22 protein-coding genes are annotated in these 25,882 nt (G+C 45.0%); 10 read left to right on the forward strand and 12 right to left on the reverse strand.

The genetic code is table 11. The features are described 5' to 3' along the window. Positions 1–150 precede the first annotated feature (150 nt). Entirely contained in the window at positions 151–3,441 is a 3,291-nt protein-coding gene (gene ligA / locus F6K63_RS12575; protein ID WP_287267468.1) for an NAD-dependent DNA ligase LigA, read from the forward strand. A gap of 191 nt (positions 3,442–3,632) precedes the next feature. On the opposite strand, the gene rpsU is transcribed toward ligA, so the two are convergent. Both rpsU and dusB read right to left on the reverse strand, forming a co-directional pair. Next, positions 3,633–3,812, reverse strand: coding sequence for a 30S ribosomal protein S21 (rpsU, locus tag F6K63_RS12580; RefSeq protein ID WP_008186741.1), 180 nt, complete (start codon positions 3,810–3,812; stop codon positions 3,633–3,635). Between the two features lie 424 nt (positions 3,813–4,236). Beyond that, positions 4,237–5,283 (reverse strand): tRNA dihydrouridine synthase DusB, encoded by a 1,047-nt coding sequence (gene dusB, locus F6K63_RS12585; RefSeq protein ID WP_287312292.1) that lies wholly within the window; start codon positions 5,281–5,283, stop codon positions 4,237–4,239. A 170-nt stretch (positions 5,284–5,453) separates the two neighbouring features. Between dusB and F6K63_RS12590 the strand changes: the two genes are divergently transcribed. Then, a complete protein-coding gene (locus tag F6K63_RS12590) occupies positions 5,454–5,588 on the forward strand; it encodes a hypothetical protein (protein ID WP_287312293.1) in 135 nt (44 codons plus the stop codon). Between the two features lie 1,178 nt (positions 5,589–6,766). After that, positions 6,767–8,680: a molecular chaperone DnaK gene (dnaK, locus tag F6K63_RS12595; protein ID WP_287312294.1), complete on the forward strand. Its 1,914-nt coding sequence runs from the start codon at positions 6,767–6,769 to the stop codon at positions 8,678–8,680. A gap of 117 nt (positions 8,681–8,797) precedes the next feature. Here the strand turns inward: dnaK and F6K63_RS12600 are convergent, their stop codons facing one another. Further along, a complete protein-coding gene (locus F6K63_RS12600; RefSeq protein ID WP_287312295.1) occupies positions 8,798–8,953 on the reverse strand; it encodes a hypothetical protein in 156 nt (51 codons plus the stop codon). A gap of 157 nt (positions 8,954–9,110) precedes the next feature. Between F6K63_RS12600 and F6K63_RS12605 the strand changes: the two genes are divergently transcribed. From F6K63_RS12605 to F6K63_RS12615, 3 genes are read left to right on the forward strand one after another with little or no spacing between them, the layout of a single operon-like run. Continuing rightward, positions 9,111–9,800 (forward strand): HEAT repeat domain-containing protein, encoded by a 690-nt coding sequence (locus tag F6K63_RS12605; RefSeq protein WP_287312296.1) that lies wholly within the window; start codon positions 9,111–9,113, stop codon positions 9,798–9,800. Beyond that, a complete protein-coding gene (locus F6K63_RS12610) occupies positions 9,800–9,958 on the forward strand; it encodes a hypothetical protein (RefSeq protein ID WP_287312297.1) in 159 nt (52 codons plus the stop codon). The genes F6K63_RS12605 and F6K63_RS12610 overlap by 1 nt, the downstream gene beginning before the upstream one ends. 10 nt (positions 9,959–9,968) lie before the next feature. After that, a complete protein-coding gene (locus F6K63_RS12615) occupies positions 9,969–11,291 on the forward strand; it encodes an ATP-binding protein (RefSeq protein WP_287312298.1) in 1,323 nt (440 codons plus the stop codon). Here F6K63_RS12615 and F6K63_RS12620 read toward each other — a convergent pair. The 3 genes from F6K63_RS12620 to F6K63_RS12630 all read right to left on the reverse strand — a co-directional run bounded on the left by F6K63_RS12620 (position 11,288) and on the right by F6K63_RS12630 (position 16,183). Then, on the reverse strand, positions 11,288–12,481 hold the full coding sequence (locus F6K63_RS12620; protein ID WP_287312299.1) for an HhoA/HhoB/HtrA family serine endopeptidase: 1,194 nt from the start codon (positions 12,479–12,481) through the stop codon (positions 11,288–11,290). The two genes, F6K63_RS12615 and F6K63_RS12620, sit on opposite strands and share 4 nt — an antisense overlap. 408 nt (positions 12,482–12,889) lie before the next feature. Beyond that, a complete protein-coding gene (locus F6K63_RS12625; protein ID WP_502708307.1) occupies positions 12,890–15,208 on the reverse strand; it encodes a tetratricopeptide repeat protein in 2,319 nt (772 codons plus the stop codon). 138 nt (positions 15,209–15,346) lie between these two features. Beyond that, positions 15,347–16,183, reverse strand: a complete 837-nt coding sequence (locus F6K63_RS12630; RefSeq protein ID WP_287312300.1) for an esterase/lipase family protein — start codon at positions 16,181–16,183, stop codon at positions 15,347–15,349. A 39-nt stretch (positions 16,184–16,222) separates the two neighbouring features. On the opposite strand from F6K63_RS12630, the gene F6K63_RS12635 reads away from it, so the two are divergent. Next, positions 16,223–16,369, forward strand: a complete 147-nt coding sequence (locus F6K63_RS12635) for a hypothetical protein (RefSeq protein ID WP_287312301.1) — start codon at positions 16,223–16,225, stop codon at positions 16,367–16,369. 332 nt (positions 16,370–16,701) lie between these two features. Next, positions 16,702–16,956, forward strand: coding sequence for a hypothetical protein (locus tag F6K63_RS12640; RefSeq protein WP_287256131.1), 255 nt, complete (start codon positions 16,702–16,704; stop codon positions 16,954–16,956). A gap of 416 nt (positions 16,957–17,372) precedes the next feature. Here the strand turns inward: F6K63_RS12640 and F6K63_RS12645 are convergent, their stop codons facing one another. The 3 genes from F6K63_RS12645 to F6K63_RS12655 all read right to left on the reverse strand — a co-directional run bounded on the left by F6K63_RS12645 (position 17,373) and on the right by F6K63_RS12655 (position 21,856). Continuing rightward, positions 17,373–17,600 carry a hypothetical protein gene (locus F6K63_RS12645; protein WP_287255840.1) on the reverse strand — a complete coding sequence of 76 codons (228 nt, stop codon included), beginning with the start codon at positions 17,598–17,600 and terminating at the stop codon, positions 17,373–17,375. A gap of 249 nt (positions 17,601–17,849) precedes the next feature. Continuing rightward, positions 17,850–20,231: a glycosyltransferase family 39 protein gene (locus F6K63_RS12650; RefSeq protein ID WP_287312302.1), complete on the reverse strand. Its 2,382-nt coding sequence runs from the start codon at positions 20,229–20,231 to the stop codon at positions 17,850–17,852. Positions 20,232–20,482: 251 nt separating this feature from the next. Beyond that, entirely contained in the window at positions 20,483–21,856 is a 1,374-nt protein-coding gene (locus F6K63_RS12655; protein ID WP_287295781.1) for a hypothetical protein, read from the reverse strand. 264 nt (positions 21,857–22,120) lie between these two features. Here F6K63_RS12655 and F6K63_RS12660 point away from each other — a divergent pair, with 264 nt between their 5' ends. Both F6K63_RS12660 and F6K63_RS12665 read left to right on the forward strand, forming a co-directional pair. Continuing rightward, positions 22,121–23,122 carry a permease gene (locus F6K63_RS12660; protein ID WP_008191045.1) on the forward strand — a complete coding sequence of 334 codons (1,002 nt, stop codon included), beginning with the start codon at positions 22,121–22,123 and terminating at the stop codon, positions 23,120–23,122. A gap of 55 nt (positions 23,123–23,177) precedes the next feature. Then, on the forward strand, positions 23,178–23,987 hold the full coding sequence (locus tag F6K63_RS12665) for a TIGR03943 family putative permease subunit (RefSeq protein WP_287252748.1): 810 nt from the start codon (positions 23,178–23,180) through the stop codon (positions 23,985–23,987). Here F6K63_RS12665 and F6K63_RS12670 read toward each other — a convergent pair. The 3 genes from F6K63_RS12670 to F6K63_RS12680 form a co-directional block, all read right to left on the reverse strand. Next, positions 23,947–24,084, reverse strand: coding sequence for a hypothetical protein (locus tag F6K63_RS12670; RefSeq protein WP_165691825.1), 138 nt, complete (start codon positions 24,082–24,084; stop codon positions 23,947–23,949). The two genes, F6K63_RS12665 and F6K63_RS12670, sit on opposite strands and share 41 nt — an antisense overlap. A 154-nt stretch (positions 24,085–24,238) precedes the next feature. Beyond that, positions 24,239–24,883 (reverse strand): hypothetical protein, encoded by a 645-nt coding sequence (locus F6K63_RS12675; RefSeq protein ID WP_131826926.1) that lies wholly within the window; start codon positions 24,881–24,883, stop codon positions 24,239–24,241. Continuing rightward, complete coding sequence (locus F6K63_RS12680) at positions 24,843–25,754, reverse strand: filamentous hemagglutinin N-terminal domain-containing protein (RefSeq protein ID WP_287312303.1); 912 nt, start codon at positions 25,752–25,754, stop codon at positions 24,843–24,845. Before F6K63_RS12680 ends, F6K63_RS12675 begins: the two co-directional genes overlap by 41 nt. Positions 25,755–25,882 lie beyond the last annotated feature (128 nt).

Consider the following 25,882-nt stretch of genomic DNA (forward strand, 5'->3'; position numbering starts at 1 on the left):
GGGCGGGCTGTGTCAACCAGAGGCTAAAAGGTGGAAAATCAGGACTAGCCCGTCCCTAACGCACCCTACGTGAGTCAAGCAGGGCTATAGTTAATTTGGTTAATCTGACCGATAAACTAGAGTCAATCTCCATCAAGGATAATCCCCCCTGTGGCACCAGTAACCCCCGACGTAAACCAGCGAGTTCAGGAACTGCGCCGACTGTTGCAAAACGCTAGTTATGCCTACTACGTCCTGGACAATCCCATCATGGCAGATGCCATCTACGATCAACTCTACCGGGAACTGCAAGAGCTGGAAACAGAGTATCCTGAGTTAGTAACCTCTGATAGTCCAACCCAGCGGGTAGGAGAAAAACCAGCTACTGGTTTTGTTTCCGTGCGCCACAATATCCCCCTCTATAGTCTGGATAATGCCTTTAACCTTGAGGAATTTAGCCAATGGCAAGAACGATGGCAGCGTCATATTTCTGGTGATATTTCCCAAGACTCAGAAGTCAATACTGAATACGTTTGTGAACTCAAAATTGACGGTTCAGCATTAGCACTGACCTATGAAAATGGGATTTTGGTCAGGGGAGTGACCAGGGGTGATGGGTCCACAGGAGAAGATATTACTCAGAATGTCCGCACTATTCGCTCCATTCCTTTGCGGCTCAATCTAGAGGAAGTTAATCTAGACCAAAATCTAGACCAACTGCCAGCTTTAGTAGAAGTGCGTGGTGAGGCATTCTTACCTCTGGATGTATTTGAGAGGATTAATCAGGAACGAGAACAAGCAGGTGAGGCATTATTTGCTAATCCTCGTAATGCCGCTGCTGGTACCTTGCGCCAATTAGAACCTCGAATTGTTGCTAAACGGCAATTGGCTTTCTTTGCTTATACCTTACATATTCCGAATCAGGATAGTAGTGAGAAGTACACTATCCCAATGCCCAATTCCCAATGGGATGCTCTAGAATTGCTGCAAAAGCTGGGTTTTCCGGTGAATCCCCATCGCCAATGTTGTGCTTCTCTACAGGATGTTCAGGATTATTACAATCACTGGGATGAGAAACGGCAAGATTTACCTTACCTGACCGATGGGGTAGTGGTGAAAATTAATGCTTTCCCGATACAACAACAATTGGGGTTTACCCAGAAGTTTCCTCGTTGGGCGATTGCTCTGAAATATCCGGCTGAAGAAGCTCCCAGTCGTGTGGAAGCAATTACAGTTAATGTGGGACGGACGGGTGCAGTGACACCCTTGGCTATTTTAGAACCAGTGCAATTGGCAGGCACAACAGTACAACGGGCTGCCCTACACAATGGTGATTATGTTGCCCAATTAGATTTGCGAGTTGGGGATACGGTGATTGTACGGAAAGCGGGGGAGATTATCCCGGAGGTGGTACGTGTCTTACCAGAGTTACGTCCTGACCATGCTAAACCCTTCGAGATGCCTACCCATTGCCCTGTTTGTAATCAACCACTGGTGCGTCCTAAGGGTGAAGCAGTGACTCGCTGTATTAATTCATCTTGTCCTGCCATTGTTAAGGGCACTCTCACCCACTGGGCAAGTCGTAATGCTCTTGATATTAATGGTTTAGGGGAAAAGATTGTAGAACAATTGGTAGACCAAGGCTTGGTGACATCTGTTGCTGACCTTTATGATTTAACCCTAGACCAGTTGGTGTCATTGGAGCGTATGGGGCATAAGTTAGCCGAGAAGTTGCTAAATGCGATCGCAAAATCCAAAACTCAACCTTGGTCACGAGTCCTTTATGGGTTAGGGATTCGTCATGTGGGTAGTGTCAATGCTCAAACCCTTGTCCAGACTTTTCCTACCATTGAGCAGTTGGCTCAAGCAACCGTCACTGATATTGAGGGAATCTATGGCATTGGACCAGAAATTGCTCAGTCTGTCTGGGGTTGGTTTCAGATTTCCAGCAACCAGACCTTGATTGCTCGATTGCGAGAAGCGGGTTTACAGTTAGAAGCTTCTACTAAAACTATAGCGCTAGACCAAACCCAACCCTTAACCGGAAAAACCTTTGTGATTACTGGCACTTTGCCTACCCTTAAGCGTAGTGACGCGAAAGACTTGATTCAAAACGCTGGTGGTAAGGTTACTAGTGCCGTTAGTGCCAAAACTGATTATTTGGTGGTTGGGGAAGATGCCGGTTCTAAGTTAGAAAAGGCTCAAAAATTAGGAATTACCCAATTAACTGAATCCCAGCTATTAGTAAAATCCCAGAAGTTTCCTGCTACTGAAGAAGCTCCCACAGTGCAATTGGCAGGGACAAAAGTACAACAACGGGCTCTCACCCACTGGGCAAGTCGTAATGCTCTTGATATTAATGGTTTGGGAAAAAAGATTATAGAACAATTGGTAGACCAAGGCTTGGTAACATCTGTTGCTGACCTTTATGATTTAACCCTAGAGCAGCTGGTGTCATTGAAGGGTATTGGGTATAAGTTAGCCCAGAAGTTGCTAAATGCGATCGCAAAATCCAAAACCCAACCTTGGTCACGAGTCCTTTATGGCTTAGGGATTCGTCATGTGGGTAGTGACAAGGCTAAAACCCTTGCCAAGAAATTCCGTAACATTGAGCAGTTGGCTCAAGCAACAATCCCCGATATTGAGGGAATCTACAGCATTGGACCAAAAATTGCTAAGTCTGTCCGGGATTGGTTTCAGAATTCCAGCAACCAGACCTTGATTGATCGATTGCGAGAGGCAGGTTTACAGTCGATTGACAAGAGACCTCTGACCCACTGGGCAAGTCGTTATGCTCTTGATATTAATGGTTTGGGGAAAAAGATTGTAGAACAATTGGTAGACCAAGGCTTGGTGACATCTGTTGCTGACCTTTATAATTTAACCCTAGAGCAGCTGGTGTCATTGAATGGTATTGGGCATAAGTTAGCCCAAAAGTTGCTAAATGCGATCGCAAAATCCAAAACTCAACCTTGGTCACGAGTCCTTTATGGGTTAAGGATTCGTCATGTGGGTAGTGTCAATGCTCAAACCCTTGTCCAGACTTTTTCTACCATTGAGCAGTTGGCTCAAGCAACAATCCCCGATATTGAGGGAATCTACGGCATTGGATCAGAAATTGCTCAGTCTGTCTGGGATTGGTTTCAGATTTCCAGCAACCAAACCTTGATTACTCGATTGCGAGAAGCAGGTCTACAGTTAGAAGCCTCCCAGAACACTATAGCGCTAGATAAAATCCAACCATTAACCGGAAAAACCTTTGTGATTACTGGCACCTTGCCTACCCTTAAGCGTAGTGAAGCGAAAGACTTGATTCAAAACGCTGGTGGTAAGGTTACTAGTGCCGTTAGTGCCAAAACTGATTATTTGGTGGTTGGGGAAGATGCTGGTTCTAAGTTAAAAAAGGCTCAAGAATTAGGAATTACCCAATTAACTGAATCCCAGTTGTTGGAGTTGCTTTAACTGAACGTATCCCAAACAAATCTATTTTCCCGATTCCCGATTCCCGATTCCCGATTCCCGATTCCTGATTCCCGATTCCCGATTCCCGATTCCCTTACCTTGGTTGGTTAAACCGGTCAGGTGATAGCGAGTCAGTTAACCAAGCATCCCCGCGTCTGATGACCGGGGAGTGGCAACAGTGATTTGAAGGTTTAGCGGTACCGACGCTTGCGTCTGCGAGCGATCGCTTTGCGCTTTTTCTTTTCAATGGGAGTCTCAAAATGACGTAGACGCTTCATATCAGCAAAAATTCCTGCTTTTGATACTTGTCGCTTAAATCTACGCAGGGCTGACTCAATGCCTTCATTTTCACCGACAACCACTTGGGTCATACTAAATTAATCCTCCTAAATTTGAACAAAAAATTCTACCGATTTTATCATACAATTATACTATCTAGCAAGATTGCTGATAACAAGACGTGATAAGATATTACCCACGAGGGTCAATACCCGACAGAATCTGCCTGGGTGATTATACCGTCAAATACTTTCAAATACTTGAAAAAAAGACTATTTCATCAACAATTGCGGTTGATCTCGATGAAGGTAAGCTATAAGCATATGCGCTACGCGCACGCTAAGCGAACAGATATCAGCAATCAGCAATCAGCTAAAACCCTGTGGGCATGCCAAGGGAACAGTTTATGGGTTAGGTCCGATGGGTCGAAGCCTGTGCCACCCTAGAAGCCTGTGCCACGCTACTTGAATGCTTTTGAATAAAATAAGCTGACGGCTAACGGCTAACGGCTAACGGCTAACGGCTAACGGCTAACGGCTGACGGATGACGGCTGACGGCTGAAGTTTAGCGATCGCATTTTCAATCAACTCAACTCCTTGGTCAACCGTCTCTATTCTACTGAGTTTTTTACGCAATTCCCCTGCTCCGGGAAACCCTTTCGCGTACCAAGCCATGTGTTTCCGGGATTGATAAATACCCCGCTCCCCCTTATAGTGCCATAGACCTTGTAAATGCTCCTTAGCACATTCAAGCAGTTGTACTGGTGTGGTTGGGGGTAACAGTTGTCCGGTTTTCAGGAAATAGTCTATTTCTCCGACGAGAAAGGGATAGCCCAGGGTTCCCCGAGAACACATTACCCCATCAGCACCGGTTTCTTCCAAGCAGCGCACTGCTGCATCGACGGACAAAATATCCCCATTAGCAATCACTGGGATAGACAGCACATCTTTTACCCGCTTAATCCATTCCCAGCGAGCCGAGCCATTATACCCTTGGTCACGAGTACGACCATGGAGGGTCAACATCTGAGCCCCGGCATCTTCCATACGTTGGGCAAATTCTACCGCATTGATCTCGTGATCAGTCCAGCCAATACGGGTTTTTACGGTTACAGGTACCTCCACTGCCTTCACTACTGATCGTACAATTGCTTCTGCCGTTTCTGGATCTCGCAGTAAAGCAGACCCGCCACCATTTTTAGTAATTTTATTAACAGGGCAACCCATATTGATATCCACAGTATCTGCCCCTTCTGCCACTGCCCTTTGTGCCGCTTGAGCCAGAAATTCCGGACGACAGTCGAATAATTGGATACTGATCGGTTTTTCTAATGGGTCTACCTCCATAACCTTGGGCAATTCTCGGAGATACTTTAACTGGCTAGCATGAACCATTTCGGTATACATCATGGACTCAGTGGCGTAGCGACGCACTAGGCGACGAAACACCAAGTCGGTTACTCCAGACAGGGGTGACTGTAACACCCTGCTGTTGACCTCAACTGAGCCAATTTTAAGGGGTGACCCTAACCGTTGCTGTAATTGTGGAGATATAACTGCCATGGGTAATGGTGTTGTTTCCGTAGTGATCACCTAATAGCATTTTTTAATTAGGTGAGGTACATTTTATTGTTTTAGGGAGCAGCGATGCAGCGCGGTCTTGGGGGTCCCCCCCATGAGCGACTGCATCAAGACGGGAGCAGCGATGCAGCGCGGTCTTGGGGGTCCCCCCCATGAGCGACTGCATCAAGACGGGAGCAGCGATGCAGCGCGGTCTTGGGGGTCCCCCCCATGAGCGACTGCATCAAGACGGGAGCAGGGATAATGATTTAATAGTAAACAGGGAATGGGTAACAGGGAATAGCTAATAAAAATGCACCTCATTAGTATAAAAAAAAGCTATATATCTTTTTCATCAGTCTGGGAAAACTTTTGTGATTCCTAAGTTCTGTAACTTTTGTACAAACGGCGATCGCGTAGCGTGGCCGTAGGCCAATCGCTTATCTATTTTCTAATAAGAATCAGAAAATAGAGCTAAATCTCAACAACTCTGTGACTGTAACCTGAAAGCGCGATCGCAATCTCCGAGAATGACAGAACACAGATATAGCGCTGATCATACTTAGCTGATCATACTTATAGCAGTTCTTATAGCAGTTCTTAATTATCACTCCCGATCTCCCCACAGCTCCCGACTCCCGATTCCCGATTCCCGATTCCCTACTCCCGACTCCCGATTCCCGATTCCCGATTCCCTACTCCCTACTCCCTACTCCCTACCCTACCCGTAAGCAGTTTCCGCAACTACTCTCAAGACGGCAAACACAACTGATTTGTTACGGTTCACACCAATCCCAACAGCCGTTAATTTTCGTAAATTAGACACAGGCAAGGCAACAAAAAGGGGTCAGGAAAAAAACATACATGGGTTTTGACCATAGCAGTCCTAATTCAAACGTGACGGAAATCAGAACTCTTGGTGGATTCTTCCCCAACTTCGGTGATATTCCCTATTTTCGGACTCTCACACCTAATCGAGAATGGCGCTGATTACCCATAACTTTTTTCTTTCTTGCTGCCCCCTGACCGAGACAATCAGTAGATAATCGGTTATCGAAGAGGGGAGTTTGAGGGGAAAATTCATCCCCGACCTAAGAGGACGGGGTATTCTTTTCCCCTCAATGGCGTTAATAAACGAAAAAACTGGGTATCGATCCTACCCGGCTACCCCCGGAACGTTCGCGCAGCGTGGCCTACGGCCAGGGAAAGTTACGCCCATGGAGTTAACAGCCACTTAGTTGGTTCTGCCTGGGAATCCCCATCCAAGACGGTTGGGGAGGTTCAATCAATAGAGAACCGTCCGATCTTAGGTTCGGGAAACCACCCTTCATTAGACTGGCAAATAAAGTTCAGTATAAATAATGGTAATCCAACCGATGGTATAAAAACTGGCAACGGTTATTCCTTGAACCAAAAGGCACGGATAATTCTCTAATCCTCTCCTACCCTACCAGTATTTGTAGTTATAGGCACCCGGAACACTCTTATGGCAAAAGTTGTTGGAATTGACTTAGGTACAACAAACTCCTGTGTAGCAGTAATGGAAGGTGGTAAACCCACGGTTATTGCTAATGCAGAAGGTTTTCGGACAACCCCTTCAGTCGTAGCTTATGCCAAAAATGGCGATCGCTTAGTCGGTCAAATCGCTAAGCGTCAGGCGGTGATGAACCCCGAAAACACTTTCTATTCAGTCAAACGCTTCATTGGACGTAGATACAGTGAAGTCACCAACGAGGCTACCGAAGTATCTTACAAAACTCTCAAGGTTGGTGATAATGTCAAGCTAGATTGCCCAGCTCAAGGAAAGCAATTTGCGCCAGAAGAGATATCAGCTCAGGTGCTGCGCAAGCTGGTTGATGATGCTAGCAAGTATCTTGGGGAAACCGTTACCCAAGCCGTAATTACTGTGCCAGCTTACTTCAATGACTCCCAGCGTCAAGCTACTAAGGCAGCGGGTAAAATTGCTGGGGTTGAAGTGCTGCGGATTATCAACGAACCCACCGCAGCCTCTCTGGCTTATGGTTTAGACAAGAAGAGCAACGAAACTATCCTGGTGTTTGACTTGGGTGGTGGTACCTTTGACGTCTCTATTCTAGAAGTAGGTGACGGGGTGTTTGAAGTGTTAGCTACCTCCGGTGACACTCACCTCGGTGGTGATGACTTCGATAAGAAAATTGTTGATCATCTAGCCAAAGAGTTCCAAAGCGCAGAAGGGATTGACCTACGTAAGGACAAGCAAGCTCTACAACGTCTGACTGAAGCCGCCGAGAAAGCCAAGATTGAGTTGTCTAGCGTTATGCAAGCTGACATTAACTTGCCTTTCATCACGGCTACCCAAGAAGGGCCTAAGCACCTGGATATGACCTTGACTAGGGGTCAGTTTGAAGATATTTGCTCTGGCTTAATCGACCGTTGCCGCATTCCGGTAGAGAATGCCATCAAGGATGCCAAACTCGACAAGAGTGCCATTGATGAGGTGGTGTTGGTTGGTGGTTCTACTCGGATCCCTGCAGTGCAAGAGGTGGTCAAGAAGGTACTTGGCAAGGATCCTAACCAAACCGTTAACCCAGATGAAGTGGTAGCGGTAGGTGCTGCTATCCAAGGTGGTGTATTGGCTGGTGAAGTCAAGGATATCCTACTGTTGGATGTCACCCCCTTGTCATTGGGTGTGGAAACTCTCGGTGGCGTGATGACGAAACTGATTCCTCGCAACACTACTATCCCCACCAAGAAGTCAGAAACCTTCTCTACTGCTGTGGATGGTCAGACCAACGTAGAAATTCATGTTCTTCAGGGTGAGCGGGAAATGTCCTCTGACAACAAGAGCTTGGGAACCTTCAGATTGGATGGTATTCCCCCTGCACCCCGTGGCGTGCCTCAGATTGAAGTAACCTTTGATATTGATGCCAACGGTATCCTGAATGTTACCGCTAAGGACAAGGGCACTGGTAAGGAACAGTCGATCAATATTACTGGTGCGTCCACCCTATCCGATCAGGAAGTAGACCGGATGGTGAAGGATGCTGAAGCTAATGCAGAGGCTGACCAAGAGCGTCGTGAGAAGATTGACCGTAAGAACCAAGCTGATTCTCTGACCTACCAGGCCGAGAAACAGATTAAAGAACTTGATGATAAATTGCCAGCAGCTGATAAGGAGAAGATCGAAGGGTTGATCAAAGACCTGCGAGAGGCAATTGGCCAAGAGGATGATGAGAAAATCAAGACTCTGACCACTGAGTTACAACAAGCTCTCTACAGTGTTAGTGCTAACCTCTATCAGCAAGCTGAGGGGGCTGCTGAGGCCACTGATGCTGCTGGCGCACCCGGTTCTGATGCTGGTGCTTCTAGTAGCTCTGGTGGTGATGATGTCATTGACGCTGAGTTTTCTGAAAGCAAGTAGGGATTTGGTACTAGTTAATGACTAATCGCTAATCCCAGAGAATCCTAAAGCTTAGTCTATCCTTGTTCAAAGTCTAATAAAGGTTGATGAGTGATACAATACTCATCAACCTTTTGTTTATTGGATTTTAGGGAATAAGGAATAGGGAGTAGGGAATAGGGAGTAGGGAGTAGGGAATAGGGAATAGGGAATAGGGAATAGGGAATAGGGAATAGGGAATAGGGAATAGGGAATAGGGAATAGGGAATAGGGAATAGGGAAAAAAATTATCACAATTACAACAGGGATTGCTATATGATAAATTAGTAGCTAAAGTCTAGGCAAAAGCCATGCATGCTAGAGGCAAGAGTCGTCACTTAGTAGAGTTGATGAATAATATAGTGTATCAGTACTTTTAGCAAAAAAAATAAATCTTTAAAGTAGTTTATCTGTGACATTTTTAAAACATCAAAACATCAAAATAAAACCAACTTTTGCCTCTTGCCTCTTGCCTCTTGCCTCTTGCATTATGACATTTTATCCTGAACTAAACAATCTGAATCTAAGCCAGCTAATTGAAAGGTTTCAAAAACAACCTTTAGAGGGAGAGGATGCATCGATATACTATAGTGAGATCGCTCTCTTGATTAGCCAACAGGGTGAGCAAGGGTTTGAGTATTTGTATGAAAGTATAAATTCAGCTGATCAAGAACGATTAAGGGGGATTATTGTTGCATTGACAGAGTCTCAAACCAAGACCGAAAAACTGCGTAAACTTCTGATTAGGTATCTTGATGACCAGCGCCCCATGATTGTTGCTGAAGCAATTGATGGGCTATCTAAACTAGAAGAGAAACATGCGATTGACCACGTTTTAGTAATGCTTGACCATTCTTCTCCCTATGTTAGAGGTAGTGTTTTGCGATTTTTAGCTCGATTATATCCTGAGCAAGCACTACCGCAACTGCTGGATAAACTGAAAGATCCACATTTTATTGTGAGGGAAAACGCTGTTGATGAACTGGATGAATTAGGAATACCTACTGTAGTTCCTTGTCTTGATGCAGTCGCTCATGGGGGAAACCCCCAAGACCGCGCTGCATCGCTATTTAAAACCACTTTTGTCCGATCCTCATCCTGATGTTCAGCAGGCTGTCCAAACCGCTATTCAAAACTTATCAACGATTACGTCTTAGATTGGCCGTGGGCCACGCTACGCGATCAGAAGTGTTGAACCCCGATTCCCGATTCCCGATTCCCGATTCCCGATTCCCGATTCCCGATTCCCTAACCAACTGAAAACCCTATCGTGGATAAACAAACCATTGATTCAATTCAAAACCTCCGCTACCAAGCTGCATCTTTGCTAGTTTATCAGTCAGTATTGAGTGAAGGAGTAGGTTTAGCGTTTTTGAAACTATTAGAAGCTATAGTTAACAGGGATGTGGATGACATCCGTTGTTTAAAAACTTATGGTGACTGGTTTCAAGGGTTAGCTAGCCAAAACCAAAGTTGGCAAGATTATCTGTTTAGACAAATCCTTAGGGCTGATAATTCCTTTACCAGGCAAGTGCAAAGTTCTGAATTAGAAACATTACCGCCAGCATTGGTAGACGCGGCTCGTCATGACTTACAAGCTTTACAAAATATCTATAAGTGCAGCACTAAACAACTTTGTAAGTGGGTCAAAAGAGCATCGGTTTTACCAGTTGAACTGGTGCCTTGGAATTTTGAGTCAAGTCAATCAAGCTCTGGGTCTGACCAGATTAATAAACGTACTCAATGGCACGCTGATCTACAAGCTAAACTAAACAATTTAGACAATTGGGCTGATGCCTTGGAAGCGATCGCGGCATACTATCAAGAGTTTGGGACTGGACTTTTTGCTGACTATCAAGGATTTCGTTGGCAATCGGGTCAGTTGTTTGGTATTGCCAATCCAGATCCGATTAGACTCAGTGAGCTGGTGGGCTATGAATTGGCGCGGAAGCAATTGCTCAAGAATACAGAGTTTCTGCTGAAAGGCTACCGAGCCCTGAATATATTACTTTATGGTAGTCGCGGTTCAGGTAAGTCTTCTTTGGTCAAGGCGTTGTTAAATGAATACGGTGAGCAGGGATTGCGAATTATTGAAGTCCCGAAATCAGAGATGATCGATTTACCGGTGATTACGGAGCAATTGCGAGACCAGCCTCAAAAATTTATTATCTTTATCGATGATTTATCCTTTGAAGAGGATAATGATTCCTATAAAGCTTTAAAGGTAATATTGGAAGGGAATTTAACGGCACGACCTGACAATGTTGTGGTTTACGCTACCTCTAATCGACGACACTTGATTCGAGAATTCTTTGAAGACCGTCCCCGTCCTAGCAATGAAGAAGTCCATGGTTGGGATACGGTTCACGAGAAACTGTCCTTTAGCGATCGCTTTGGCTTAACCTTAACCTTTGAGAAAGCTGACCAGAAAACCTACTTAAAGATTGTCCACCATCTAGCTACCCTAGCCCAAATCCCCCTTGAGCCTAGTGAAATCAGACCTCGTGCCTTACAGTGGGCAATCCGAGCCAATGGTTTCTCTGGTAGAACAGCACGACAGTTTATTGATTTTTTACAAGCAGAGGAATGCTAATTATCCATGGGAAACGCCCCTGGTCGCACCACGATTAATTTGGTCTTACCGTTACGAAGCACTTCCACATTTAACTGGGAGCCAACTTCAGAGGCTTCCACACCCTGCTGAACCTCAGTGGCATTTTTAACTGGTTTCGACGCAACGGTTTTAATGATATCTCCTGATTTAAAACCAGCTCTCTGGGCGGGGGAACCTGGCACCACCCGGACGATTAAAACCCCATCATCTTGGTTGACTCTCAGGTCAAAGTCTTGGTCTTGATTAATTTTTTCTCTCAGCTCTGGGGTCAAGGTCACCATCTGAATACCTAGGTAAGGATGCTCAACTTTACCTTTAGAAAATAGTTGATTGGCAATCCGTTCTGCAGTTTCCACGGGGATAGCAAACCCTAAGCCTTGGGCATTGGCTCGAATAGCGGTGTTAATCCCAACTACTTCACCAGTGGCATTCAACAACGGACCACCAGAATTACCAGGGTTAATGGCGGCATCAGTTTGGATAAAGCTGACCCGTTTTTCAGGAACTCCGACTTGGGAACTGGAGCGCCCTAAGGCACTGATGATACCGACCGTTACAGTATTATCTAAACCGAGGGGATTACCAATGGCAATCGCCCATTCTCCTGGGGTCAAATTCTCAGCTTTACCCAAGTTGACTGTGGGCAAGTCCGTTGCTTCAATTTTGACTACGGCTACATCGGTGACTGGGTCAGTGCCTACTACTTGACCGTCAAAGCTGCGACCGTCTTTTAGGGTGACTTTAACTTCCTCTGTGCCTTCTACAACGTGGGCATTGGTAATCAAGCGTCCATCGGAGCTGAGGATAAACCCAGAGCCGGTGCCTTGCTCGATGCGCTGTTTTGGCATAGGCAGGTCATCCCCAAAAAAGCGCCTAAAGAAAGGATTGTGGAACGGTTGTGGGATATCCCGTGATACCTGACGGGCTGCATCGATTCTCACCACTGCCGGACCTACTTTTTCTACTGCTTTAGCAATGAAATTCAGGTTTCTCTGGGGTTTAACCGTTGGTCGTTGTGGCGTGAATGGTTGTAATACTGCTGGAACGATTTGTGGGCGTCTGATTACCTCTTGCTCTGCCATGAGATAGCGACTACCCAAAACCCCTGCTCCTCCGCCCAAGCCCAGCAATGTCAGATAAACGGTCAGTTGCTTTAGGGATAAACTCATGGTTTTAGAATTTTCAATAATTGCTTTTGGGGTCTATATACTTACACTTTACTGAAAAATGTTGAGTCTTGGCCGAAGAATATTTGTAGTTAGGGAAAATAGGGGGTTGGGAGTGTAGGGAGTGTGGGGCGGGGGCGCGGGGAGTGTGGGGCGTGTGAGTAATATTATATTATAGCGCTTGTGATAGGAATTAGGGAAAGAGAGCTATTGTTTCGTTGTTGGGTTGAGAATGCGATCGCTTAGCGTGACCTATGGTCAATCGCGTAGGGTGACCTACGACCAATCGCTTCCTGTGAATTATGATTTCTTGTGATCATCACTGATCAACATTATGACGATATAGCGCAAAATCGTCAATTTATTCCAAAGATGTAGTGATTTGGCTAGGGTCTAGTCAAGCTTTAGGGGTTATAATATCACTACTGCAGCACTACCTATTTTTAAACAACGCCAAATTCCCAGAATCCCACGGATGTTTACAGTAAGAGGATGATTTAACCCTAACTTCCGCTCTGCAATCTCCAATGCCTCGACCAAGAGGGGTTCTGCTTCATCGTGCTGCCCCTGAACATAGTAGAGATGTGCCAAGTTGTTAAGAGTTTCGGCCACATCGGGATGGTCCTGACCCAACAGTTTCTTTCTCATCTCCAAAGCCTGGACATAGAGGGGTTCCGCTTCATCACACCGCCCCTGAGAGTTGTAGAGAAATCCCAGGTTGTTGAGACTTTGAGCCACATCGGGATGGTCTTCACCCAGCCGGTGCTTTGTGATCTCCAAAGCCTCAACATAAAGGGGTTCCGCTTCATCGTAACGCCCCTGAGACTCATAGAGTCCTGCCAGGTTATTGAGACTGGTGGCTACATCAGGATGGTCCTCACCCAGCCGGTGCTTTCTCATCTCCAATGCCTGAACATAGAGGGGTTCCGCTTCATCATACCGCCCCTGAACATTGTAGAATCCTGCCAGGTTGTTGAGACAGGTGGCCACATCGGGATGGTCCTCACCCAGCAAGTGCTTTCTCATCTCCAATGCCTGAACATAAAGGGGTTTCGCTTCATCATACCGCCCCTGAGCGTAGTAAAGTAATCCCAGGTTGTTGAGACAAGCGGCTACATCAGGATGGTCCTCACCCAGCCGGTGCTTTGTGATCTCCAATGCCTTGACATAGAGGGGTTCCGCTTCATCATACCGCCCCTGAGCATAGTAGAGAAATCCCAGGTTGTTGAGACAAGCGGCTACATTGGGATGATCCTCACCCAGCAGCTTCTTGTTCATCTGCAATGCCTTGACATATAGGGATTCCGCTTCATCATACCGTCCCTGAGCGTAGTAAAGTAATCCCATGTTGTTGAGACTGCTAGCCACATGGGTATGGTTCTCACCCAGCAGCTTCTTGGCAATATCCAAAGCTTGGAGATAGAGGGGTTCGGCGAGATCATAGCGCCCCATTAATCTGTAGAGTTCTGCCAATTTGTTCAGAATTGCTCCGACAGGGAGATGGTCGTGACCCAAGCGGCTTCTAGTTATCTCTAAACATTGCTGATACCACGGTTCAGCCTGGTTATAGCTACCTTGACCCTCATAGAATGTTCCTAAGCCAACAAAGAGCCATGCTAAATCTTCATGCCTGAGCCAGTCAGTTAGGGCTGTGGCTGTTTCGGCTAAATGAAGGATGGTGGGAGTCAATTCTGCAATCTGATCGCGAGTTGGTGTCTGGGGAATTTCTTTTGCCTTAGCCACCATTTTTCGACAAAAGCTTTGCTTGTAGCTATCGGCCTCTGGTAACTGAGCCAACTTGGTTTGGAAAAATTCTCGAATTAGTTGATGGAGCCGATAGGTTTTATGTTCGGTCAGTTGCAAGATATTACGATTGACTAGAAAGCGATTACGTAACTCCTCCAATTCTTCTTGTGCTTGTTCCCATTCCTCTTCATCGTCAGTTTCAATAACACAATACTCTACCAGTGACCAATCAAAAGAAGCTTGAGCAAACAGACTCAAACGAGATCCTAACTGCTGGGCTTCTGATGGCAACTCCTGCCAGGATAATTCAAAGGCTGCTGCTACTCCTGCAAACTGGGTTGTCATTTCCCCTTGGTTTTCAGGACAAAGTAATGCCTTTGCTGCTAATTTTTTTTTCTCTAAACGTTTCTGAACTTTAGCGATAGTTAACGTTTGATCTAGATCTAAATATCGTCCGACTAACTCTAAGCCCAAGGGCAAATAACCCAACCATTCACATAGGGCTTCTGCTGCGTTTAGTTCTTTCTCAATGCGTTCTTTATCAACAAGGCATTCCAATAATTTTAAGGCTGCACCAGGTGCTGCTTCTGGGGAGAGTACATCCAAGTCAATTCGTCGGTAAGAAGCCCCTGGACGCTGACGACTGGTGACCAGTACCTTAAAGCGGGATTGGGCTGGAGGTAAGTAGGGCTGAATTCTCTGTTTATAGTCGTTGCCGAAAGAAGGAATATCATCCAGCACGATCAATACTGTTCCTTCTGGCCAATTTCTCCAGCAATATCTTACCTGGTCATTGAACTCTAGTTCATCTGGAATGTTTAATCCTAATTCCGTACGCCCAAAACTGACAATTTGAGTTCCGAGATCTGCACCGCGCACCGATAACCAGCACAAACCCCCAGGGTAGTTGTGCTGATTTTTCAGAGCATATTGTAGAGCTAACTCGCTTTTGCCCACACCACCCATTCCGGCAATGGCACAAATTGCTAGTTTATCGGTCTGTTGAAGTTCCCGATGGAGCTGCTCAAGTTGATCTTGTCTCCCGACAAAGTGGAGAGTGCCACGATTAGTAATGTTAGTGAGGGGATTTAACTTTGTCCGTTCCCGGTCGGACGACTTCAGCTAATGCTCATGAATAGGAATCTCGCCAACATAAACTGTTCCGTTGCTGTCATCTTTTAGCCGTACAGTAGTCTTGAGGCATTCCTTGATAAATTTCTTGACACCAAGATAGACCTGACTGTTTTGAGACTCTGGTTTGCATAGGTGAATGTGGTTATTTGCCAGAGCAACCGGCTTCACTTTTTCAATCCCTGGGTTAGCACTATCTGGGTCTACCACCAAAATTCCTTTTACAGGCTGGGTTTCATAATAGACCTTTGTGGCAATTCCTAAACTCCGAACGTTTTCTCGATACCATTCATTCAATTCTCGTAACTGAGGGTGATGAGCTTTTAGTTCCTTTACACTTACGGTGGTTTGTGTCAAAACACCAATATTCTCAATTAAATTAGCAAGATGAGACCCAGTATGAGGAGTAGCCAGAAATACAATCCCTTTAGTCTGCTCAAGAATAGCTTGCTTTTGAAACGTCAAGGCACTGCTAAGCATTTTTTTGACTAAAAGCCCGCCCATACTGTGAGTAATAAATACTAAGGGACGCTTGCCGATATCGTGAATATCTAACCAATCTAATAAATTACTGGCTTGGTCAAAAAGGGGCATACTGCTGTTGTTTTTCCAGTTTGTCCCTTCAGCGTCATACCCAAAAGACCAGATATTAAGACCTAGCTGTTCTTTTCCTAACCAAACTGGCCAAAAGTCATCATCATCCCGTTTTCCTTCGGGATGCCACGTGCTTCTAGCATGCCCTCCCAGCCCGTGAACAAATACGACATCCGCACTGGGCAATGAGTCCTGATGGCTTGAGATTTCCATCAAGCCGATTATTTTACTCAAGGATTAGCCTCCAGTTAATTATATAGTATTAACCAGTAGATGCTTGAAACCCAATCTCGATTTAGTTTAACACAGCGAAAAATAGGGAGTCGGGAGTCGGGAGTCGGGAGTCGGGAATCGGGAATCGGGAAAAAATTATCAAAATTAATTACTTTTTCGATTTACTATTACCGATACTCTCGATAAAATTACTTATCAAAAAAATACGATTCTCTGAAAGAGACGCTACGCGAACGCTAACATTTTTTTTATGAATTTTACTTTGGCTGTTTGACCTTATGGTGCGTTACGGGGCAGACTATACCAAGGCTGGCTAAAAAGCAAATAATTAGAACAAGTCCGCCCCTAACGCACCCTACACAACTATTCCCTTTTCCCTTTAAAAAAAAACAATATTCTATTTCCTTTCCGTACATTTTCTTTCAATACTCCCTCAAAAAATATTTTCTAAAACCCCTTGACAAAACATTTTATAATCATTATGATTATAGTATAAACTTCAAACAAAGGTTTTAACGATGACTGAAGAGTTTATCCCAAACGAAAACAACAATCCTGAAGAGATTACTCCCGCTAATACTCCTCAGGAACCTTCTCCAAAAAAATACCCAGTTAAGCACATTTTGAAAGGATCACGTAAGGCCATAATTAAGACCATGCATACCCTATATGCCCTGCGTTACGCGGAAATCTCGGAGTGGAGCCCCCTTCAGCCGACGGGAATCCCAGGCGAATTCATCACGATGATGACCAAGTACCTCATTATCGATTAAACTAGTTGAGGGGGGGTAACCCCCCTGGCCAAAACATCAGGTCTCATGACATGGGATTGTGTTTAGGTTTGGTTAAAAAATTGTAGTCATCATCAAAACCTATAGCCGTGGAAATTATTTCTGCGGCTATTTTTTTGTGGAGTTGAAGGTTAGGATGTTGTTCGCGTAGCGTGGCCTATTGGCCAAGGTTTAAGGTTAGGATGTTGTTCGCGTAGCGTGGCCTATTGGCCAAGGTTTAAGGTTAGGATGTTGTTCGCGTAGCGTGGCCTATTGGCCAAGGTTTAAGGTTTAAGGTTGTTTACCCTTGGCCTTTCAGTAGAGTATAGTAATCCTAAATTAATCGTGATAATTTTTGATCCGAATTTCCCGACTCCCGACTCCCGACTCCCTACTCCCGACTCCCTACTCCCGACTCCCTATTCCCTACTCCCTGTTCCATTTTCTTGATAAGCTTTAGCGGAAGCTCTCAACCAAGTAAATGCTCCGGTAGCGAATGGAATTAGTAAAAATAGGGTACCAAATGTCAAGGGATGTTCTCTGACGTATTCGCTGTAAACCATCACTGCTATTGCTGAGCCACAATAAATTAAGCCACATAGGGGAATAGCAATTACTAGTAAAGCAAATTTAGTGTCTTTATCCATAGGAGTTTCAGTAGTTTTGATTGTTTTACTTAAGCTATCAGCTGTCAGTCGTCAGCTGTCAGTTCTTAGCTATCAGTTTGACCTGGTGGTGCGTTACGGGACGGACTTTCTCAACACTGGATACCGATAAAATGAAGGCGAGCCCGTCCCTAACGCACCCTACGCAAATTTTTTACTGAGTGAAGTCACAGGCTGGAAGCCTGTGCCACGAAGCTGACGGCTGACCACTGACCGCTGACCGCTGACTGCTTAATTATTAACACATCGATAAAGCTTATAACTATATTGACCAGCCCACTTTCGAGACTTCTTTTCTCGAAAACATTGCTGAGATTCTAGGTCAATTTTGGTACGGAAATTGACTAACCATAAGTCTAGTGGTCGTGGCAATTCCTTTAATTGTTGTTGTAATTGTTGGACAGCATCCTCGTAACTGGAACTATTCCGGTCACGACCTACTAAGAAAAATTGGGGAAAATCCCTGGAATTATCATTAGAACCATTAGCAACAGCCATACCTTTCAATCCCCAAGCTAATCCCATCATGCGCCCGGTCTGTCCATGGTGTTTGTAGGTGGTTGCGATCGCAAGCGATGCAGCGCGGTCTTGGGGGTTTCCCTCATGAGCGACTGCATCAAGAACCGGCGCTTCACTTGTTTCCTTAACAATAGACACTAATAGATCCGGGCGCTCGTTTTGAAGATAACCAAGATTCGAGACTGTCACTAATCCACCCAACAGCCCAATCAACCATACCGCTACAACTATCCTTTTGCCAAAGTAAGACTTATAGCCTTTTTCAGATGAATTGACCTCACTGCTTTTAGCTGCAAGCCCCCTAAATCCCCCAATTCTGGGGGACTTTGACTCAATTTCCCCCCAAATTTGGGGGGTTAGGGGGGCGGAATTTGCTGTATACCCTTTGTCATCCCGATCAGGTACATCGAATTTTGTTCCATTTCCCTGCTCCCTGCTCCCTGCTCCCTGCTCTTTCCCCCCCTTATTAAGGGGGGTTAGGGGGGATCCCAGCTCTGTCTGCCTCTGAATAAGACTTCCGTACTCTTTCCCCCCCTTATTAAGGGGGGTTAGGGGGGATCCCAGCTCTGTCTGCCTCTGAATAAGACTTCCGTACTCTTTCCCCCCCTTATTAAGGGGGGTTAGGGGGGATCCCTTGAAAACTGCGGAATGATCAATCTGATTCCAACAACCACCTAAGCTTGCTGCTACCAACAGCATCACTGCTGGAAAGTAGACGAAGTGAAAACGAGGGGCTGTGCTTAAATCTATACCGAAACCCCAGGTCAAGACTAAACATAACCCAATTGCTGCTAAGACATACTCCCTTAGGATGGTGATAGCGAAACGGTTATGGTGATCGAGTTGCTGCAATTTCAGTCCATAGCGGAGATGGGATACTATCCAAACCACTAGGATTAAGGTAACTATACCGGAAACAATCACAATTCCTAGGGATAGGTCATAGAAAGAGGAAGGTAGCAGTAAAACCATACTGAACAGCCATAGTAGGAATCGTCCTATGGGTTCAATCCATCGTGCGATCGCATTTTGACTATAAATCCATTGGGTAGGGGGACTATCATGAATAGCTTGTAAGGCCGGTATCCACACTAAACATCCGGCTAAGGAACCCATAGCTACTCCATAAATCCGCCACCAGTAAGGTTTGAGCAAAGCTAGTCGGTCTTGCTGAGTTTCTCGCCAAGCTTGTCCCAATAATGCGATCGCTTCCGCACCTAAAGTCAAGATAAAGAAATAATGGGTAGCAATCCCCAGACTATTCACTCCCACCCACGCTAACCCTAGCCAACTGGGCAACCGTTCACCACGGTGGATTAACTCTACCGCTTTCACCAAGCAACCCAGAGATACTATCACCAGCAAAATAGCCAGAGTATAATGACGAGCCTGTTGAGCTAGAAAAATCCCGAAAGGGGAAACAGCCATCATTGCTGCTGCTATGTGACCTACCAATAGTGAGCGAAAGGCCAGCCGACCTAGGCAAAAGATAGCAGGAATCGAGATTACTCCCAATAAAGCAGAAAGCGATCGCACTGCCCAAATCGAAACCATACCATCCTCTAATCGGAATAGTTTCAGCCACAGATGAGTCAGAGCAAAATAAACTGGGGGATGGGTACTTTCCGTTAATAAATAATGAATAACATCACTAATGCCAGCTTCAGGAGACGGTTGTAGTGGGCTTAATAGGGTTTCTACTCCCATAAACTGATTCAGAGGTAACGAGTAAAAACTGTTACCCAAGCTAAATACTGTTGTGGCACATTCATCAGTCCAAGGAGGTAAAACCCCTAGACTAGCAAAGCGCAGCAAAGCCCCAATCGTAATCCACAGTAGGAGTAATAAAGCGGTTTGGGATTTTTTTAAGTACATATAGGAAAGGGAACAGGGAATCGGGAACAGGGAACAGGGAATCGGGAATCGGGAATCGGGAATCGGGAATCGGGAATCGGGAATCGGGAATCGGGAATCGGGAGTAGGGAATCGGGAATAATTTAGCTTAGTTATTTCAATAATTACTGGATAAATTATGTCAATAATAATGGATTTTGATTTAACAAAACAGTTATTAATTGACAATCTATTTAGCATTTATATAATTCTTTTAAATAGCAACTTATTAAGTTAATCAGCATTGAAATTTTAGATTTATCCACTTGTTCAAAAGCCTTAAATTTCTCTCCCCATCTCCCCATCTCCCCATCTCCCTATCTCCCCATCTCCCCATCTCCCTATCTTCCCATCTCCCCATCTCCCCACACCTCCCACACCTCCCACACTTCCCTCTCTTTCCTACTCCCTACTCCCTACTCCCTACTCCCTACTCCCTGTTCCCTATTCCCTCAACGACTAAATAACCGTAAAATCATCCACATTACCAGAGTAGCGATCGCACCAGTGAGAAGACTCCAGGCAAAAGCTGGTGTCATGATAAAAATAGTATTATTATCAGGGGGTTGTTGTTTAACTAGGACAGTAGCAGTAATGCTACTAGTTGCTACTCCCACACCAGCTAGAGCAATGCTTTGGTGTAAGCTACGATTACTCTGGGTTTGGTAAGTTTGGGTCATGCCATCTACTGTCCGAATCATATTTTCTAGTAAGGTTAAACCAGACTTTAATCTGCCATGCTCCATCTCCACTTGTTGCAGATATTGGCTAGCTGCTAAATCCCTAAATTCTTCCAGAATGTGCCAATCACCCCGTTGATAAACCTGTTTTAATTTAGTCAATCGTTGTTGGTAATCTTCGATATTGGTTTTAATGGTTTGGGTTTGGGAATCCAGCATCCCTAAATTAGTAGCATAACGAGACAATAGGTTGAGATTATTGCTTAGTATTTCCCTTAATTTTAATGTATTTTGGGGTAACATGCTGATCTGAGCAATACTAGTTTTAACTGAGACTAGATCAGCTTTAAGTTCTGCTAGTGGTCGGTTAATTTCACCATAAGCCCAAAGAATTTTGTTACGATAATACAATAAGTAAATTAAGTCTATATAAATACCAGTAATGCTATCGATGATAGAATCAATAGAACGCTTTTTGGGAAACAACCAAATTAAAAGATGATGGTTGTTTTTGATCGCTTCTGGCTCTGACCAATCAGCGGGAGGACGCCAAAATTCAAATAAAGTACCCCCTAGCACTTTGCCTTGGGCTTGAAAGTCTCTTGACCAGTCGGGTTTAGACACCAGTTGCTTGTAGCATTCTAGGGCAATTTGTGTAGGGTCTTGATCACGGTCACACAGTTGACCCCACATGATCCAAGTTTGACCAATTGCTCCAGGTTGATGATTGATGTGGGCAAGAATTTCCCCTTGGATTTTCTTAATATTTGTAATGGGTTGGGGTGAATGGTTTGATTGTCTGATCCCATCAGCATAGACTCCGGAACAGTTTACCTGAAGGGCGTAAGTGTTACCAATTTGGATAGGGTAGTAGTAGCCTTCCAAAGGACGCTCGAAATGCTTGACCACATCAGCACCCAATAGTTCCACCAACCTAGATTCTGAGCGTTCTGCCTGTTTGAGCTTAGCCAGTAACGTCGGCTCTAGGATCAGGTCTGATTCATCACCCTCGGGATGACCATAGATTCTTTGCCAGAATCGTTCACGGTTATAATCAATAATTTCCGGGTCTTGCCCTAGACCTTCCCGTAGATCGTAGAGGAATAGGTCAAGATTAGGGTATACTATTTTATTTAGGTCAGACATTGGCTTAACCTTCCAACGGATAGTAACAAGGATAGTAAACTCTCAACTATTCCAAACGCTCTCACGAAGTGTAGCTATGCGCCACCCTACGGGGAAAGATCTGGCCTCTATGTCACAAAACAATCGTCTGATATTAGGTAAGGTTTTCCCGATTAAATTTCCCTATCGGTGGTATCCAAAAGCCTTACCACAGACTAGTGTTTGACTTTTGACCTTTGATTTTTGTCTTGCTTATAACGTTGCTCAAGCATAAATAGGAAATGCATGAATCAGCTCAACAACGCCTTCACCCTATTCTTGAGTTTGTTGGTTGAAGCAACACCTTTTTTGCTACTGGGGGTTATTCTCTCCAGCTTACTGCTGTTTTTTGTGGATGAGCGCAAGCTGATTGCTAGTATGCCTCGCCACCCCTTTCTAGGAGCAGTTTTTGGTAGTTGTGTCGGCTTTTTGTTCCCAGTGTGTGAGTGTGGTAATGTGCCAGTGGCTAGGCGGCTGCTGAGCCAGGGAGCACCAGCACCAGTTGCAATTGGGTTTTTGCTCGCAGCCCCAACCATCAATCCTGTAGTAATTTGGTCAACCTGGGTAGCCTTTCGAGACCAGCCGGAAATCTGGGTATTGCGAATTTTATTTTCCTTAAGTATTTCCATTTTTATCGGCTGTGTCTTCAGTACTCAGAAAGACTTAGGCCCCCTACTGCAACGAGCAGTGTTTCGCTCTAGACCAAGGAAATTTGCTGAGGATAAGCCAGCATTACTACAATCAGGCTCATATTTACTCGGTCAATCTGGTACACCCTTGGCCTTAGACGCTAATGTCTTAAACACACCCCCTAGCCAGGACATACAAAGCAAACCCTTGCCTGACCGACTACAGCTATTTATCGAAAATGCTATACAAGAGTTTCGGGAGCTAGGCTCAATCCTAGTTTTAGGTAGTGCGATCGCAGCCATAATTCAAGTCGTTATCCCCCGTGATATTATCATCAGCCTCGGTCAAGGACCAGTGATGTCTATTTTGGCCATGATGCTATTGGCCGCTGTAGTATCCATCTGTTCCACCGTCGATGCATTTTTTGCCCTCGCCTTTGCCTCAACCTTTACTAGTGGCTCGTTGTTAGCATTTCTAGTCTTCGGACCAATGATTGACATCAAAGCCATCGGCTTACTGTTATCGGTATTTAAAACCAAGTCAATCATTTACCTATTTCTCATAGCAGGGCAGTTAACATTTTTATTGACTTTGTTTATTAATTTGTATGTTAGTTAGGGAGTAGGGAGTTATAAAATTTTAAATCCTCCTACAATCCATTGGCTTGTTAATCATGAATCCATCTAAGCATTCAGGACGTTTGTCCAGAAAAAGTTCCTACAGGAGAAACTGGTCAATTCCTCTTTTAGAAGTAATTTCTTTAGCGTTATGGGGAGTTTTATTGTTGAAATACTGGCTAAGTGGTCAGTTAAGCTTATTAATTCATCCCAATTACTTTAGCTTGGTAATTATCACTGGTGTAATTTTATTGTTAATATCAGGCTTGAGGTTATCCCAACTGCTGAAGTTAGAGCGTCAACACCGGTTAGGTAAGGGAGTAACTAGGCCAGCTGCTCAACATACAACCTTATTTCCCCCTAGTTGGAGTAGTGGCTTCCTGATCGCTACGGCAATGGTTGGTTTAATCGTGACACCCAAAGCATTTACTAGCCAAACCGCCCTACACCGGGGTATTGCCGACTCCGCCACCATAACGCGATCGCAACCGCAATCCTTCCGCAGTGCTAGCAATCCTGAAAAGCGCAGCCTAATTGAATGGATCAAGCTTTTGAATGTTTATCCTGAACCAGATGCCTATACCGGTCAAAAGGTAAAAGTAGATGGTTTTGTAGTGATTCATCCTAATCTCCCTCTAGACCATATCTTAATTTCCCGGTTTGTGATTACTTGTTGTGCTGCTGACGCTTATCCTTTAGGTTTGCCAGTTAAACTTACTGAAAACCGTAATGATTATCCGTCCGATACCTGGATCGAAGTTGAAGGTAACATGATTACAGAAACCCTCGATGATAAACGCCAGCTGGTGATTGAAGCCAGTGGGATTAAGAAAATTCCTGAACCGGAAAATCCTTATTATTACTAAAATCTAGGGAGTAGGGAGTAGGGAGTAGGGAGTAGGGAATCGGGAGTAGGGAATCGGGAGTAGGGAATCGGGAGTCGGAAGTCAGAGTTGCGAACATTGAATTTATAATTTACCTCAATTCTCCCCCACTCCCCACACTCCCCACACTCCCCACACTAGACCTCTTGCAAAAATAAATATGAAATCAAAATCTAGCCCTTTTGCCTTTTGCCTTTTGCCTTTTGCCTTGTGTTGACCAAGGTTTATGAGACTTATGCAAGAGGTCTAATAAAGACCGAGCCACCATTCCCTGAAAACCTCTGCTTACTACTATCTATCTCAAACTTCGTAAACTTATCATTGACTAGGTTAGCTACGGTACCGTCACCAGTCAGAATTGAACTAATTTTCAGGGTTTCACTAACTAACGATGGGTTAGCTTGATACTGATTGGTTAACAATACCAGTCCATTCGGTGCTTTAATCTCAATGTTGCCAATTTCGATATTTGCACTAGTAGCAGCAGTCCCAAAATTAGGAGCAAGGTTACCACTATCGGTATTTCCTGGAAAACCTCCCAGTAATGTCCAATCTATACCAGCCCGGATATCGAGGGTAGGTCGCTTACTGCCATCAATCACTACAGAAGTTCTCGCTTCATCGGACAAGGTCACATTAGCCAGACTAGCCAAGAACGGATTGGAATTATTAGGGCTAATCGCATTATCTCCGGTATCGGTAGAGTTAATTTCGATGTCCCCAACGGTAACACTTCCTCCTGCCAAAATATGCAGTGATGCTCCGGTATAGTTTCCTAAACTAACATCTCCATTGGCCAGAATAATGGGATCATTGGGACTGATGAAATTCCCTGGGTTACCATCCAACTGCCTGCTCGATGCTGATATTTCCGCCAACGGTATAGTTAGTATCTCCTGTGATCGGACCCGGCGATCGCAACCGTAAATCGGAACCAACAAATAAACCGCTATCGGAATGGTTCTTTGCTGCAATAGTAATCGACTGATTACCCTGAATTACGAACAAACCACCTGCATTGGCGATAAACGGTTGCGCTACACTATCGCTAATGTTGACTGTATCTTCTGCCAACAGAGTCAAATTCCGACCAGCTTCGAGTTGACCCTGTAAATCCAGATTGCCTGCGGCTAGAGTTAAATCTTGTCCTACTGTTAAATTCCCAGCATTTGTAATTGTTGTCCTGGGGTCATACTTACCATACTGCAATCCTGGAGTAATATTAATGGTTAACAGTGGCGGAGCTTGTGGGGATGTGGCACTAAACTCCTGCCCATCACCAAATACCAAGCTATTGGAAGTAGAGGCAAAAAACGAACCAGCTACATCTAATTGGGCTTGGGATCCAAACACAATACCATTGGGATTGAGCAAAAACAGATTTGCTGCACCATCTACTCCCAAAGTGCCTAGAATATTGGATAGATTCCCCCCGGTTACCCGGGTTAGAATATTCTCGATCCCAGAGGGATTAGCAAAATAAACCCGTTGCAGTTCTCCGACATTAAATTCCTGGAAACTGTGAAATAAGTTAGCACCTCGTGTTGCGCCACCTTCGATCACATCCCCGATTTCTCCTCGGACAGTGGTATTAGGTATCACCACTGACGATTCATTACCCAATGTCCCATCCGGAACTATGTCAGCCAAGGCATAGTCGGCCAAAACACAGTTTCCCGAAATGGCTAGGGTTACCCCACCTAGGGCCAGCGATATTGCCCTAACCCTGGCTGCAGTGGGGGTGAGCACCGACTTTACTGCTCCCATATTCAGCTTCAAGTTATTGATTGAGATAGCGTTAGGGGAATTTTATCAGTAAATGCCTTCGCGTAATTGTAAGCATTCGGCTATCAGCCATTCCCGTAGCGTGGCCAACG

Origin of the sequence: Moorena sp. SIO1G6 (assembly GCF_010672795.1) — a bacterium.
GTDB lineage: Bacteria > Cyanobacteriota > Cyanobacteriia > Cyanobacteriales > Coleofasciculaceae > Moorena > Moorena producens.

Bases quoted from the DNA above. Each gene is read 5' to 3' on its own strand.
- rpsU (WP_008186741.1), bottom strand. From the start codon at position 3,812: ATGACCCAAGTGGTTGTCGGTGAAAATGAAGGCATTGAGTCAGCCCTG.
- dusB (WP_287312292.1), bottom strand. From the start codon at position 5,283: ATGGCAGTTATATCTCCACAATTACAGCAACGGTTAGGGTCACCCCTT.
- F6K63_RS12590 (WP_287312293.1), top strand. From the start codon at position 5,454: ATGAGCGACTGCATCAAGACGGGAGCAGCGATGCAGCGCGGTCTTGGG.
- dnaK (WP_287312294.1), top strand. From the start codon at position 6,767: ATGGCAAAAGTTGTTGGAATTGACTTAGGTACAACAAACTCCTGTGTA.
- F6K63_RS12610 (WP_287312297.1), top strand. From the start codon at position 9,800: ATGTTCAGCAGGCTGTCCAAACCGCTATTCAAAACTTATCAACGATTA.
- F6K63_RS12620 (WP_287312299.1), bottom strand. From the start codon at position 12,481: ATGAGTTTATCCCTAAAGCAACTGACCGTTTATCTGACATTGCTGGGC.
- F6K63_RS12635 (WP_287312301.1), top strand. From the start codon at position 16,223: ATGCTTGAAACCCAATCTCGATTTAGTTTAACACAGCGAAAAATAGGG.
- F6K63_RS12640 (WP_287256131.1), top strand. From the start codon at position 16,702: ATGACTGAAGAGTTTATCCCAAACGAAAACAACAATCCTGAAGAGATT.
- F6K63_RS12645 (WP_287255840.1), bottom strand. From the start codon at position 17,600: ATGGATAAAGACACTAAATTTGCTTTACTAGTAATTGCTATTCCCCTA.
- F6K63_RS12650 (WP_287312302.1), bottom strand. From the start codon at position 20,231: ATGCTAAATAGATTGTCAATTAATAACTGTTTTGTTAAATCAAAATCC.
- F6K63_RS12655 (WP_287295781.1), bottom strand. From the start codon at position 21,856: ATGTCTGACCTAAATAAAATAGTATACCCTAATCTTGACCTATTCCTC.
- F6K63_RS12660 (WP_008191045.1), top strand. From the start codon at position 22,121: ATGAATCAGCTCAACAACGCCTTCACCCTATTCTTGAGTTTGTTGGTT.
- F6K63_RS12665 (WP_287252748.1), top strand. From the start codon at position 23,178: ATGAATCCATCTAAGCATTCAGGACGTTTGTCCAGAAAAAGTTCCTAC.
- F6K63_RS12670 (WP_165691825.1), bottom strand. From the start codon at position 24,084: ATGTTCGCAACTCTGACTTCCGACTCCCGATTCCCTACTCCCGATTCC.